General features: G+C 39.5%; 12 protein-coding genes, 1 other RNA gene and 1 pseudogene. 9 read left to right on the forward strand and 5 right to left on the reverse strand.

Annotation, left to right across the window (positions count from 1 at the left end; translation table 11 throughout):
* Position 1: 1 nt before the first annotated feature.
* The 4 genes from H5058_RS06935 (at position 2) to H5058_RS06950 (ending at position 1,955) form a co-directional block, all read left to right on the forward strand.
* On the forward strand, positions 2-778 hold the full coding sequence (locus tag H5058_RS06935) for a TSUP family transporter (RefSeq protein ID WP_011328650.1): 777 nt from the start codon (positions 2-4) through the stop codon (positions 776-778).
* A 1-nt stretch (position 779) separates the two neighbouring features.
* A complete protein-coding gene (locus H5058_RS06940) occupies positions 780-1,388 on the forward strand; it encodes a primosomal replication protein (protein WP_086999300.1) in 609 nt (202 codons plus the stop codon).
* Positions 1,389-1,528: 140 nt separating this feature from the next.
* Positions 1,529-1,804 (forward strand): late competence development ComFB family protein, encoded by a 276-nt coding sequence (locus H5058_RS06945; RefSeq protein WP_089368542.1) that lies wholly within the window; start codon positions 1,529-1,531, stop codon positions 1,802-1,804.
* Positions 1,794-1,955: a YbaM family protein gene (locus H5058_RS06950; protein WP_080516815.1), complete on the forward strand. Its 162-nt coding sequence runs from the start codon at positions 1,794-1,796 to the stop codon at positions 1,953-1,955. Before H5058_RS06945 ends, H5058_RS06950 begins: the two co-directional genes overlap by 11 nt.
* Here the strand turns inward: H5058_RS06950 and H5058_RS06955 are convergent.
* The gene (locus H5058_RS06955; protein WP_182677435.1) at positions 1,944-4,136 is read right to left on the reverse strand and encodes an exonuclease domain-containing protein; all 2,193 of its coding nucleotides are present in this window, start codon (positions 4,134-4,136) and stop codon (positions 1,944-1,946) included. The genes H5058_RS06950 and H5058_RS06955 overlap by 12 nt on opposite strands.
* A gap of 126 nt (positions 4,137-4,262) precedes the next feature.
* On the opposite strand from H5058_RS06955, the pseudogene H5058_RS06960 reads away from it, so the two are divergent.
* The 4 genes and pseudogenes from H5058_RS06960 to H5058_RS06975 form a co-directional block, all read left to right on the forward strand.
* Positions 4,263-4,454: pseudogene (locus H5058_RS06960) on the forward strand (MFS transporter); the annotation flags it as partial.
* A 230-nt stretch (positions 4,455-4,684) separates the two neighbouring features.
* The gene (locus H5058_RS06965) at positions 4,685-5,944 is read left to right on the forward strand and encodes an OmpP1/FadL family transporter (protein ID WP_182677438.1); all 1,260 of its coding nucleotides are present in this window, start codon (positions 4,685-4,687) and stop codon (positions 5,942-5,944) included.
* A 3-nt stretch (positions 5,945-5,947) separates the two neighbouring features.
* Entirely contained in the window at positions 5,948-6,361 is a 414-nt protein-coding gene (locus H5058_RS06970; RefSeq protein ID WP_182677441.1) for a YeeE/YedE family protein, read from the forward strand.
* A gap of 3 nt (positions 6,362-6,364) precedes the next feature.
* On the forward strand, positions 6,365-6,769 hold the full coding sequence (locus H5058_RS06975) for a DUF6691 family protein (RefSeq protein ID WP_182677443.1): 405 nt from the start codon (positions 6,365-6,367) through the stop codon (positions 6,767-6,769).
* A gap of 228 nt (positions 6,770-6,997) precedes the next feature.
* Here H5058_RS06975 and H5058_RS06980 read toward each other — a convergent pair whose 3' ends face one another.
* From H5058_RS06980 to H5058_RS06990, 3 genes are all read right to left on the reverse strand, one after another.
* A complete protein-coding gene (locus H5058_RS06980) occupies positions 6,998-8,491 on the reverse strand; it encodes an acetyl-CoA hydrolase/transferase family protein (protein ID WP_011328660.1) in 1,494 nt (497 codons plus the stop codon).
* Between the two features lie 326 nt (positions 8,492-8,817).
* An RNA gene (ffs, locus tag H5058_RS06985) (signal recognition particle sRNA small type) lies at positions 8,818-8,914 on the reverse strand.
* 138 nt (positions 8,915-9,052) lie between these two features.
* Complete coding sequence (locus tag H5058_RS06990; RefSeq protein ID WP_086999367.1) at positions 9,053-9,922, reverse strand: DUF3014 domain-containing protein; 870 nt, start codon at positions 9,920-9,922, stop codon at positions 9,053-9,055.
* A gap of 172 nt (positions 9,923-10,094) precedes the next feature.
* Here H5058_RS06990 and H5058_RS06995 point away from each other — a divergent pair, with 172 nt between their 5' ends.
* The gene (locus H5058_RS06995) at positions 10,095-11,240 is read left to right on the forward strand and encodes a patatin-like phospholipase family protein (RefSeq protein ID WP_011328667.1); all 1,146 of its coding nucleotides are present in this window, start codon (positions 10,095-10,097) and stop codon (positions 11,238-11,240) included.
* Between the two features lie 38 nt (positions 11,241-11,278).
* Here H5058_RS06995 and H5058_RS07000 read toward each other — a convergent pair whose 3' ends face one another.
* Positions 11,279-13,252 (reverse strand): cation:proton antiporter, encoded by a 1,974-nt coding sequence (locus H5058_RS07000; RefSeq protein ID WP_182677445.1) that lies wholly within the window; start codon positions 13,250-13,252, stop codon positions 11,279-11,281.
* Positions 13,253-13,288 lie beyond the last annotated feature (36 nt).

The raw sequence follows: 13,288 nt of genomic DNA on the forward strand, positions 1-13,288 counted from the left end.
AATGTTTGAACTTGCACTCGATCCAACAACCTGGGCTATTTTATGTGCCGTTGCACTTGCCGCAGGTTTTATTGACGCCATCGCCGGTGGTGGTGGTATGTTAACGGTTCCTGCTTTATTAACAGCAGGCTTACCACCGCATTTAACGCTTGGCACAAATAAATTAGCCGCAAGCTTTGGCTCTTTAACTGCAAGTTATACTTATTATAAAAAAGACTTATTTAACCCTAAGTTTTGGCTAGCCTCTATTTTTGCCACCGCCATTGGCGCATTAATAGGCACTTTAATAGTTGATCATTTAAGTATCGACTTCTTAAATAAATTATTACCTATAATTATAATTGTTGTAGCCTGTTATAGCTTGTTTGGTAGTTTAAGTACCACAGAGGGAAGTGAGCTACCTAAGCTTACCCAAACAATGAAAATAAAGCAGTGGCTGCAAGGCTTAAGCTTAGGTTTTTTTGATGGCTTAGCAGGACCAGGTACAGGCACCTTTTGGACCGCCTCAAACGGCATGCTATATAAAATGAACCTACTGCTAAATTGTGGTTTATCGCGATCAATGAACTTTGTGTCTAACTTTATTTCACTTATTACTTTTGTAGCATTAGGCCATGTTAACTTTTTACTGGGTATTACTATGGGCTTTTTTATCATGCTAGGCGCATGGTTTGGCGCGCATTCAGCAATACGCTTTGGCAGCAAGTTTATTCGCCCAGTATTTAATACTATGGTTATATTATTAGCACTAAAACTTATTTACGAGGCTTACTTTTAATATGCACTCACCCGCTTTTGATAAACTACGCCAACAAGTTGCAACCTTAAAGCAGCAAGCCGAGCAATTTGATAAAGCCAAACTGTTTTCTAAAAACCGTTATATGCAAGCGCAACCAAGCTTATTTGACCGTGCTGTTTTTAGTACTAAAAGTATGAACCTAGCCGACTATGTAACCGAAATAGAAGACGAAGTATCGTCTTTACCACCAAGTGAGCATCGCCATGCATACACTTATGCACTTGAGCGTATAGCAACACAAGTACAAGCTGTTTTTAATGTTATTAAATCAACCCCTATTTGGATAAAAGAAAATAAAAGTCACTATAAACCACGCCCCAAACAAGCCGTTTATAAACAAGCCGTGCAACAAGTAATACAATCTTCTCATGAGCTTTATGACGAACTTAAACAAAATCACGAGTTTGAACGCCGATTATTGTTAATGATTGAAGAGCGCAAAATGCAAATGGATAAAGCAACCCCGGCTAAAGCACAAAAGCTAAATATGGAAATATTAACAACGCATGCACGCTTAGGGCGCTGTAGAAAAGCGATTTCGGCCACCGAAGAAAAAATACAACGTGTAGAAAAACAACAACTTCGCTAAACACTTTAAGTATGTTTCACAATGCCAATCAAGCCGTTAACTAATTAACCGTAATAAATAGCTGTAAAGCTATCCCCCTCGATTTATACTGTTCCTTGGTATAAACTCAATTAAATGGATTAAAAACGAGCGAGTGGAATATGCAATTACACGAAGATATACATAACTTTTATGAAAAATTTGTTTTAGAAGAAATAATTAATCGCAAACTTAATGAACAGTATACTGATGATGTAATGGCCGATTTTTGCTGTACTGTTTTAAATCAACTGCCTGCGCGCTATATTCGCTCCGACGTAGATATGGCCTATTATTTATCACAAACAGAGCGTATGCATATGCAACAGCGGGTGCAAACAGCCATTGATGTAGCAATTAGCCAAATTGCAAAAAAGAAACCCCAGCATGAGCAATAATCTACAACAAGCACCAACCCATATAAAACTCGCAGTCGATTTAATTATGCTACTAGAGCAACACGACGTTGCTCCTGATGAAGTACTTAAAGCACTCGAAATAGTAAAAATCGACTTCGAAAAAAAGCAGAGTAATAAGCTAGCTTTGTGATTTTTGAATTAACAGTAACAACTGCGCTGTGGCGGTTGCATCGGCAAGCGCTCGGTGATGGCTGGTTAAGTTTAAATTAAAGTGCTTTGACAAATTACCCAACGAGTACGACTTTAAGCCCGCAAAGGCTTTACGCGATTCCACCACAGTGCACAACTTGGGCATTTTAAAAGGCACCTTTGCCATTTCGCATTCTTTTTTAATAAACCCGTAGTCAAAGTTAACATTGTGCGCAACAAAAATGCTTCCCGCTAATTTAGCCATTAAAGGTTTTACTATATCTGCAAATACTGGCGCATTACTTACCATGCTATCGCTAATACCGGTTAACGACGTGATAAACCCAGGTATATGTCGCTGTGGGTTAACTAAAGTAGTCCAGGTATCGATTACTTTGCCATGCTGTACTTTAACTAAGCCAATTTCGGTTATTTTGTTACCGCCTTTTAATGCGCCTGTCGTTTCTAAATCAACTACGCTGTAAATGCGGTTGGGATCTATAAACCATTTAACAACGGCTATATGTACCTCAAAACCACTGCTCTTTAAGTTATCTATAGTCGTTAATTGATTTCGCCTTAGCTTGTCGCCTGGGGCTTTTACTTCTTCAAAATGTACTTTGCCGTTATGGATAACCATTAAGTCGGGGTAGCCGTCTTTTAGCTGTAAATAATGTTTACTCATATTAGTTAAGTGAGTAATTAACGCCTCAATTGGGCTATTTAAAATCAGCGCTTCTAGTGGTTGTAATAACTCGTTATGCCATTTAAATAAACCGTTAGGTTGATCAAAGTATTGCGCTGCATTTTTACATACTAATTTAAGTAATGCCTGAGGTGTTTGGCACTGTGCTAAGCGCTCATTTATTTGCGCTGGTTGCGCTGCATAAAAATTACCAAGCCTTAATACTTGCGGATAAATATCAAACTCATTGCATGGCGGATAAGGGGTATCAATAAATAATTCGTGCCAAAATACTAAACCAAACAAACTTTGCCACAATGTGTTTTCGGTATTAAATACCTGCATACCTTGGCCAGTGTAATAATCGTTTACGCCTTGCTCTACTTCACCTCGGTATAATTCGTCAATTTCGAGTACGCACTGAGTGTCAGCAAGCATAGTGCTTAAACGCGAACGCGTTTGCTTATTAAATTTACGCATTAAAAAGTCGTCAGCAAAGTACAGTAAATCATCCGTTAGCGGATTTTCAATAATGGCTTCTAAGCGTGCTTTTACCCACTGTTTATTACCAAGCCTGTATTGCTCTCTTATTTGAATTTCGTGTGCTTCGCTATCATCCACGCACCCTTCAAGTAAGCTAAAAGCAAGTTCGCTATCAACTGTTTTTAGCTGCCTATAAAGCCTAACTAATAATTTATTTTTTAATGCAATGGCTATTGCACCATGTGCAGCTTGCACTAGAACCTGCGGCGCTAAAGCAACGTAATCGCTCTCATCGGTTATATTTTTAAATGCTAATCGGTAACGGTTTAATAAATAGTTTGATTGCGCCTCGGCCTTCGTTTCAAAGCGCGATAAGCTCTCGCTATGCCCTTCACGCGTAGCGGTTAAACCTAAGTCTCGCATTACAAAACGGTTTTGATGATTCACATCACCACTGCTTAGTTTACCTGCAAATAAAAACTCAAAATACTCATAATAATCGCTGCGGTTATTAATTACATACTGGCTATAAAGCGGTGCAAGCTCGTGCGGGCAGCTTTTAAAAAACTCACGGGCAATATCCACCAGCGCGCCTTTAGCGGCGCTCTTTTTATAGCTTATTTGTTCGTCGTAATTACTTAGTAACTCTAGTAAAGCAGGTTTGGTTAAGTGCGCCAAAAGCTGTGAATAATGCTGCTCGTTCGGCTCAAATAAAACACCTGCTTTTTTTAGCGTATAAATAGCCTGATGCGGCGAGGTTATTTCTTCATAAGTGAGGGACTGCGCTTGTACTAAATAGGGTTTGCGCGAATACACGCGCGCCAACATACACTGGCTTTGCTCATCAAGCTGATTAATTTTATTAATAAATTCGCTGTGCTTGGGCTCAAGTAAATGCATACATTTACTTGTTACAAACTCAATAAGCTCTCTAAAATGCGCTAAATAGTATTTTGCTGGTAATTCTTTTTTCATAACATTGCCATAGCTGTATATAAAAACAGTATCTAGCATTTATGCTTATTATTCAATCTTAAAGTTGTAATCAGTAATGCTTTGAGTTATCAGGCGTTAATTAGGATAAGATTTAGCACCATTAATAGTGCTAATAATATTATTTCTTACGCTAATTATGATGCTGCAGCCCTTGCTGTGGCCGCCAGTGCGCAGTAGATTGCTAACTTTGCAATTACTATGACCTTCCCTATTATGCTTGCCAATATAGGCCTTGCCGGTGCTTACGGATTTTATGCGTTATCGGCACTTATAAGCCTATTTTTTGTTGTTAAATATATTAAAGAAACGCGCGGTAAAACGCTCGAATCTATGTGATTTTTAAAAGCGGTGATATTAGTCGCCGCTTTGCCTTTGCACACAATAGCGCCATTTAATAATGGCGATTTAAATAACCTAAAGGTTAAATAGCAATCTATACTCATTTATTTTAACTTTTATAGCCATTGTTCTATTACCTTTTATTATAAGTAATCTATTTAAATTCCTTTTTAGAATATCAAAAGTTAGCTATTGTCCGCCAATTCCAACTTTATGTGTCTACCAAAATGAAAAAACAGTTAATATCAGGCTTAGCTTTAACGTGCGCGTTGGGCTCATTTAGTACATTTGCTACGAATGGTTATTTTACTCACGGCTATGGCATGACCCACAAAGGTATGGCTGGCGCAGGTGTAGCGCTGTCAGAAGAGCTAATGTCTGGCGCTAATAATCCAGCAACCTTTTTACCAAACGGAACACAGCTATCTCTGGGCTTAGAGCTTTTTTCTCCTGAGCGAAAATACACTACATCAAAAGTAGATACTTTTTACCCTGGCGCATTTTATCTTGCAGCAAAAACACAAAAAAGCGACAACACCGTGTTTGCAATTCCAGAATTTGCTATTGGTCATCAATTAAATGAAAAAGTAAATATTGGTTTATTAGTGTATGGCAACGGCGGTATGAATACCGAGTACGGCGCAGAGTCCGCTCCTGAAGGCACCTTTTACGCTGGTACGGCAGGCGTTGATTTAAAGCAACTCTTTATTAGCCCAACCTTAAGCTATAAGTTGAATGAACAAACACGCCTTGGTGTATCCCCCATTTACGTGGTGCAACAGTTTGAAGCACAAGGGCTTGAAAACTTTGCTCCTTTTTCGCAATCACCAGAAGCGCTTACTAATAATGGCACAGATACAAGTACAGGGTTTGGTGTTCAATTAGGTATAAGCCATGCAATTAACTCATCGCTTAGTTTAGGCGCAAGTTACCGCTCAGCAGTGTCGATGGAAGAGTTTGATAGCTATAAAGGTTTGTTTGCAGAGCAAGGCGGATTTGATCTGCCAAGTTCGTTTCAACTTGGTGCAGCTTATCAGCTTACACCTAGTAATCAGGTGGTATTTGATTGGCAAAAAATCAATTACAGCGAAGTAAAAAGTATTGCAAATCCAATCAATAACTTAATGTCAGCGCCTTTAGGAGCTAACGCCGGCGCTGGATTTGGCTGGAACGATATGACTATTTATAAGCTTGGTTATCAGTGGCAGCGTACACCGCAACAAAAAATTCGTTTTGGGGTGTCTTACACCGAGCAACCTATTCCTTCGTCCCAAGTTATATTAAATATTTTAGCGCCGGGCGTTCAAGAGTGGCATTTTACAACGGGCTTTAGCCATTCTTTTACCAACAAGGTACAATTAAACGCTATGGCTTTTTATTCGCCTGCAAAAAAAGTAACGGGTGCTAACTACTTAGCGCCAAATCAGCAAGTATCAATCGAAATGAAACAAACCGGTTTAGGTGTTTCTATTGTTTGGGAAATTTAAAAAATGGTAACAGAATTCACCCCAGTGTCGGCTGCAATAGGAGGTGCATTAATAGGTATAGCGTGTACGTTATTACTGGTTTTATACGGAAAAATTGCAGGCATATCGGGCATTGTTAAGTCTGTATTTGCTAAAGCAAATTCGGGCTCTCGTTGGCAGTTATACTTTATTTTAGGGTTGTTGTTAGCAGGTGTAGCTGTAAGAGTATTTGCCCCTTCTTTATTAGAAGCCGAATTACAGTTGTCGCCTTGGCTTATTATTGTTGCGGGGCTTTTAGTTGGCGTAGGTACAACTTTAGCTAATGGATGTACAAGTGGCCATGGCGTGTGCGGCATGTCGCGTTTTTCTACCCGCTCTTGGGTTGCAACGTGTACATTTATGCTCGTCGCCTTTATTACAGCAAACCTGGTAGGATAAATAATGAAAGCAATTATGATGGTTGTTATAGGCTTTATATTTGGCTTAGGGCTTATTATTAGCGGTATGACAAACCCCGCTAAAGTAATTAACTTTCTTACCTTTGGAAACCAATGGGATGGAAGCTTAATTATAGTGATGGCTGTTGCCATGCTAATAATGATGCTTACGTGGTTATGGGTTGCAAAAAAAGAGAAGCCACTCCTTTCAGGATCATTTAATTTAAGTGATTTAAAAAAAGTTGATGCGCGCTTAATTACTGGCTCAATACTCTTTGGTTTAGGCTGGGGTTTAAGTGGCATATGCCCAGGCCCGGGCTTGGTTCAATTAGTGTCTCTTAAAATGGAATTTTTGCTGTTTTTTGCGGCCGTGCTAGGCGGTATGTGGCTAACTAAAAAGCTTACTTAAGTTTGATTTTAGAGGCTGTTTAAGTAACCCATTAATACCAGGTGTTAATGGATTACTTAAAGGTAATTAGCCAGCACTTATTATCCGAATTTAGGCCTTTTAATACTCAAGACTAAGTGGCTAATTAATTGTGTAGAGTAGCGCTAAAAAAACGCCCCTAAAAGGAGCGTTTAATTAAACCCAAAACAGATTAACTGTATGGATTGGTGCAATTTGGGATTATATTTATTAAGCTTTTTTCATACTGCCTTGCTCTTCAAGGCGAATATGCCAGCTAAACGCTTCTTCTAATAAATGAGGTGTGTGTCCGCCTCGCTTACAAGCGCGCTCATAGTAATCTAGCATGGCGTCACGGTAATCTGGGTGCACACAGTGCTTAATAACTTGTACAGCACGTTCACGTGGCGCTAAGCCGCGTAAATCGGCTAAGCCTTGCTCGGTTACTAATATATCAACGTCATGTTCGTTATGGTCAACGTGGCTTACCATAGGTACTACACTCGAAATAGCGCCATCTTTAGCAATCGACTTAGTAACAAATATCGCTAAATGCGCATTACGTGCAAAGTCACCCGAGCCGCCAATACCATTCATCATGCGAGTACCACAAACATGGGTTGAGTTTACGTTACCGTACATATCAAACTCAAGCGCAGTATTAATGGCAATGATCCCTAAACGGCGTACTATTTCAGGGTGATTCGACACTTCTTGAGGACGTAACACTAACTTATCTTTATATTCTGATAGGTTATTAAATACTTTTGCATTACAACGCTCTGATAAAACAATTGAACTGCCTGAAGCAAATTTAAGTTTACCGGCATCAATTAAATCAAAGGTCGAATCTTGTAATACTTCTGAGTACATTGTTAAATCTTCAAAATCAGAATCTAACAATCCCATCATTACCGCGTTAGCAATATTACCAATACCTGCTTGTAATGGCCCTAGGTTTTCTGCCATACGCTTTTGTGCTACTTCTTCTTTAAAAAAGCTCACTAAGTGGCTGGCAATAGCCGCTGTATCTACGTCAGGGTCGGTAACTGTTGAAAACGAATCGCTCTGATTAGTAAAAACAATGCCAACAATTTTAGCAGGATCAATTGGAATAGCCGTGCTACCAATACGATCATCTACTTTAGTTAAAGGAATTGGTTGGCGCACAGGGCGATACGAAGGAATATATATGTCATGCAAGCCTTCAAGTTCAGGGCTGTGCAACATATTTATTTCAATAATCACTTCTTTAGCAAAAATAGCAAAGCTTGCAGAGTTTCCTACCGAAGTAGTAGGCACAATATGGCCTTCTTCAGTAATGGCTACCGCTTCAATAACCGCCACATCAGGCATAGTTAATTGATGATTACGCAACTGCTCAACGGTTTCTGATAAATGCTGATCAATAAACATTACTTCGCCGTTATTAATCGCTTTACGTAATGTGCTATCTACTTGAAAAGGCATACGGCGGGCTAGCACACCCGCTTCTGTAAGTAGTTTATCTAAATCATTACCTAACGACGCACCGGTCATTAGGTTTATTTTCATTGGGTTATTTTTAACACGCTCAACCAGTGCTCTTGGCACGGCTTTAGCTTCACCGGCACGAGTAAAGCCACTCATGCCTACTGTCATTCCATCTTTAATAAATTGGCTAGCTTGTTCTGCTGACATTACTTTTTGGTGCAGATTGCTATTGCGGATACGTTCTAACTGCATACTACTGAGCCCCTTTTTAATTTGGCGTTATTTTAAGTATTACAGCGCACTTCGCAATCTAGACTTAGGTCGCATTTACTAAATTAAGTTACGCAAACACAGAATAAAGTGCCTTGATGGTAGTAATTTACTTTAATGTACGAACATTTATATAAATTTAATATGCTGATATAGCGTAAGTTTTAAGTGAGTATTTAAAGTATGGGATTAAAATTGGAAAAAAGTAGAATAATGAGAGAGAAATAAATTGAATAAAATGTAGTTTAAAAATTGGCTTAATTATAAGTAATTAGTTTATACACCCAAATGAGGAATTTGGGTGGCAGTCTTACCAGCCACATCTCGGCACACACGTCACAAACTGTGGCTGCTCCCTTCCGGGCCTGACCAGGTTCGCCTGCTAGTGTTGCGAGAGGACCAATAAGACTACCATTGAGGGCCTTGGTTGGCGCGGGAGGGATTATCTCTACTTTTGCTACGTTATTCAAGGGATAATCGAAAAAGAAAGTGCGATTGCATACTTCATATACAATCGCGGCCTTTTAAACTGTTTTATGTTTACTATTTGCTCTCTAACTGCGCTTTAATATTACGCAGTGCCGCTTTTACTTTTTTCATGTTCTCTGGGCCCATACGTAAAAGCTGTTTTTGTGCAGCGGGTAATTGCTCCCACTCTGCAAATGCATATTGGTAGGTTACTGAATCGCGCAGTAATGGTAAGTTACCTTCTGGCTCTGGTGTATCGAGTAATAAGTCGATTGCATCTTCAAGCGTTTGCGTAAACTCATTATCGCCGTAACCAATTTCTGTATAGGCATTATTAATAAGCGGTTTATATTCTTCAAATAAACGCACGGCTTGGGCGGCGCTCATACTAGTAAATATTTTTACATACGGGGTGTAACGTTCATAACTATTAGGATCGATAGTTAAAATATCACCTTCTGTGACACTAAATTTTTCTTCTGGCTTTATTACTGGTGTATGTTTTGTAGCAACTTTGCCCTTTGCTAAATTATCAACAAACACGACACCACGGCGAATAACATCATCGGTAATCATTAGCTCCATTACCGAATCACTTAAGTATTCATCCATTTTTGCCACAACGACTGCATCACTTTCATCAAGTGGTGGTAATTGCACGGCTGCTGGCTCGGCATCACGCTGCGCTGGCATTTCATAATCTTGTGGTTTATCTGGCAATACTGATGGAACATCTAAAACAGGATCATTCTCTGGCTTTAACTCCATCATAGGCTGCTCTACTGGTGCTGGCTCAACCTCAGTAAGCACTTCTGCCTCGTTGCTTGGCTTAAGCAATACAAATGCAGCGGCGCATACGAGTACCACTAAAATAATAATGGCAAAAAGTAGATTGTTATTAGGTGGACGTTTTTGAACATCTGACGCTGATGGTTTATCTGACATACGAACTCCATTAAAATTAAAATGCAATATCACTTAGAGTATTCTAAATGAGTTTAATTCATAGCTTACAGTAAATAATATTAAAAGCAGCTAAGGTATCCTTTGATTCTTCTAGCTTAAAGACTTAAAGTAAATAAATAAAGTAAAGACGTAGAACAGTTTAGTCCCTTATATGAAAATCAAGCAAGTTGATCCTAACAAACCCAAAGTTGCCCTTCTATTAACAGGGGGTGGCGCACGCGCTGCTTATCAAGTAGGCGTACTTAAAGCATTAGCTCATAGCATGCCTAGAACAGCGCCTCTGCCATTTAGAGTAATAAATGGTACATCTGCTGGGGCTATAAACTCTGCGGCGCTAGCTTGCTATGCCTCCTGCGCGCACTTAGCAGTTAGAAAGCTCGAGTCTGTATGGAAGAACTTTTCTACTTCTATGGTGTATAAAAGTGATTTTTTAAGTGTATTTGGTCATATTACTCGTAATATTTTAACCAGTTTTCAGTCAGAACATATAAATCATCCGCCTGCGAGTTTATTAAACAATCGGCCACTGCGTAAATTATTAAACGAAATATTAGATTTACATCGCATTGAACGCAATTTACATCACAATTACTTAGAAGCGCTTTCGATTACCGCCTCTAGTTATACTACTGGTGATTCGGTGGCGTTTTATCAATCTAATACACGCCTACCATGGCAACGCGCTAAACGTGAGGGCCGCGCTACGCGTATTAATGTTGAGCATTTAATGGCTTCGAGCGCCATTCCTATGGTGTTTCCTAGTGTAAATATTTATAACCATTACTTTGGTGATGGCTCTATACATCAGTTATCGCCTCTAAGCCCATCAATACATTTAGGCGCTGAAAAAATATTCATTATTGGTGTTGAGCAGCCTAAAGAGTTACACCCTGTGGGTTACTCTGCTCATTACCCTGGGCTGTCTTCGGTTGCAGGGCATTTACTCGACAGCGTGTTTACCGACACTATGCAATCTGACTTAGAACGGCTAGAGCGAATTAACCGCACCTTAGGCTTGCTGCCAGCTCGCGATAAACACCAAGAACTTAAGCGCATAGAAACCTGCGTGATCAACCCATCACAAAACTTTAATGCTATTGCCGCGCAGTACTACGACGATATGCCATGGGCAATTAAAGTGTTGCTTAGGATCATAGGGGTTAAAAAACATTCGCAATCGAGTTTAACCAGCTATTTATTATTTGAAAAACGTTATACTCAACATTTAATACAAATTGGTTATGAGGATGGCATGAAAAAGCTGCCTGAAATACGTAAGTTTTTAGAGCTAGATTAGGGCGCTGATGCATGCTCGCCCTGCATCATCTAAGTAACTTACTCAATACCATCAAATAAATAATGCTCTACTCGCTCTACGCGCCTTGGTTTACCTTGCAGTATTAAAATATCGTTGGCTAGTAATATAGTGTGAGCTGATGGGTTCTCTATTTCATTATTTTGTCGGCGCAGTGCTTTTATAGACACTTTTCGTTTTGCTAAATTAAGCGCCGCAATACTTTTATTAACCGCAAAAGCTTTATCGGGTAGCGCTATTACATGCAAGTATTCAAGGCGTTCATGCGCGTCTTCGTCTACATCAAGGTACTCACCGGTAAAAAAGCGTTGCAATAATTGATAACGGTTATGCCTTTCGGTGCTAACACGGCGAATAATACGGCTCATTGGTACCCCCGACATAGACAAAACATGCGAAACCAACATTAAGCTAGCTTCAAGGGTTTCTGGCACAACTTCGGTAACCCCCAGTTCTTTTAAACGCTCCAGCTGACTGTCGTCTTTGGTTCTTATTAGTATTTTTACCTCTAGGGCAACTTGCTTGATTGCATCTATTACTATTTGCGTTTGCTCAAACTCAGTAAAGGTAATAATGACTAAACGTGCTCGCTCTACTCCCGCACATTTTAAAATATCTTTTTGTTTAACATGGCCAAATAATATAGGCTCACCAGCCGCTTTACCTTCTTGAACTAAAATTGGATTACTTTCTATTGCTATATAATCAATGGCTTCTGGTTTTAAAAAACGTGCAACCGTTTGCCCCACCCGTGAAAAGCCACAAATAATGACATGATCACTATACAGTGTGCTGCTTTTAGGTTCACTTTCCCACGCTTGGCTTGCACGATCTAGCACGCCAATACGCTTTAAAATAAAAGGTGTTTTATCAATTAAAAAGGGCGTAAGCGCCATAGAAAGCACCCCTAAAGCAATTAAAAACGATACTTGCTGATTAGTTAGTAACTGATGCTGAGCGCCTAGCGCTATAAGTACAAAACCAAACTCCCCCATTTGCCATAGCATAAATGCACATGCTAGCGCGTCTTGTTTTCGCTCGCCCATTAGCTGAGCACTTATTGCCATTACCGCTATTTTTAATACTAATAACCCAACTAATGCGCCAATAATAAGTAAGCTATTATTAAGCACATACATTACATTGAGCTGCATGCCGACAGTGACAAAAAACAACCCCATTAAAATATCTCTAAATGGCCTAATGTCTGCTTCAAGCTGGTGCCGGTAATGGCTTTCTCCTAGCATCATGCCTGCTAAAAAAGCGCCCAGTGCCATAGATAAACCAAATGAGTAGGTGAGTAAGGCAGCAAATAAAGCTACCAGCAAAGTGGTAAGCATAAATAGCTCGTCGGTACGTACTAACGCAATTTCATTAAATACTTTAGGCAAAATCCATTTACCTATAGCCCAAAGTAGTAAACAAACAAACGCCCCCTTAGTGAGTGCTACTGCTAACGCCCAGCTAATACTTTGCGATCCGGTAGCGGCTAATAAAGGTAAAATAATCAGTAAAGGCACAACCGCAATGTCTTGCAATAAAAGCACTCCAATGGCGAGCTGCCCACGGCGTTGATTTAACTCTCCGTTTTCTTTTAATAGCTTAACAACCACAGCAGTTGAGGACAGCATCATAATAACGCCAATTGTAAAACTGGTGAGCAAACTAAAGTTTAAGCAATATAAAATCACAATAAGCACTGTACTGGTTACTACAACCTGCAATGATCCTAAGCCAAATACTATATTGCGCATTGCCATTAGGCGCGAAATAGAAAACTCGAGCCCCAAACTAAATAATAAAAATACTATACCTAGTTCAGCTACTAAATCCATTTCGTGAGTTTGCGTCATCCAGCCAACACTGTGACTACCTGCTAAAACCCCTGTTGCTAAATAAGCCAATATAGGAGGTAGCCCTACGCGCTTAAAAATCCATACAAATAAGACAGCAGCGACTAATAAAGTAAAAATTTGAGTATTAATATTTTGCAAATATTACCTCGTTACTTATAAAAACAGCCATGCTTA

It is taken from the genome of Pseudoalteromonas sp. SR45-4 (assembly GCF_014163535.1).
GTDB classification, from domain to species: Bacteria; Pseudomonadota; Gammaproteobacteria; order Enterobacterales; family Alteromonadaceae; genus Pseudoalteromonas; species Pseudoalteromonas nigrifaciens.

What these genes read in the sequence shown, in the direction of transcription:
- H5058_RS06935 (WP_011328650.1), top strand. Translation starts at nt 2, where the DNA reads ATGTTTGAACTTGCACTCGATCCAACAACCTGGGCTATTTTATGTGCC.
- H5058_RS06940 (WP_086999300.1), top strand. Translation starts at nt 780, where the DNA reads ATGCACTCACCCGCTTTTGATAAACTACGCCAACAAGTTGCAACCTTA.
- H5058_RS06945 (WP_089368542.1), top strand. Translation starts at nt 1,529, where the DNA reads ATGCAATTACACGAAGATATACATAACTTTTATGAAAAATTTGTTTTA.
- H5058_RS06950 (WP_080516815.1), top strand. Translation starts at nt 1,794, where the DNA reads ATGAGCAATAATCTACAACAAGCACCAACCCATATAAAACTCGCAGTC.
- H5058_RS06955 (WP_182677435.1), bottom strand. Translation starts at nt 4,136, where the DNA reads ATGCTAGATACTGTTTTTATATACAGCTATGGCAATGTTATGAAAAAA.
- H5058_RS06965 (WP_182677438.1), top strand. Translation starts at nt 4,685, where the DNA reads ATGAAAAAACAGTTAATATCAGGCTTAGCTTTAACGTGCGCGTTGGGC.
- H5058_RS06970 (WP_182677441.1), top strand. Translation starts at nt 5,948, where the DNA reads ATGGTAACAGAATTCACCCCAGTGTCGGCTGCAATAGGAGGTGCATTA.
- H5058_RS06975 (WP_182677443.1), top strand. Translation starts at nt 6,365, where the DNA reads ATGAAAGCAATTATGATGGTTGTTATAGGCTTTATATTTGGCTTAGGG.
- H5058_RS06980 (WP_011328660.1), bottom strand. Translation starts at nt 8,491, where the DNA reads ATGCAGTTAGAACGTATCCGCAATAGCAATCTGCACCAAAAAGTAATG.
- H5058_RS06990 (WP_086999367.1), bottom strand. Translation starts at nt 9,922, where the DNA reads ATGTCAGATAAACCATCAGCGTCAGATGTTCAAAAACGTCCACCTAAT.
- H5058_RS06995 (WP_011328667.1), top strand. Translation starts at nt 10,095, where the DNA reads ATGAAAATCAAGCAAGTTGATCCTAACAAACCCAAAGTTGCCCTTCTA.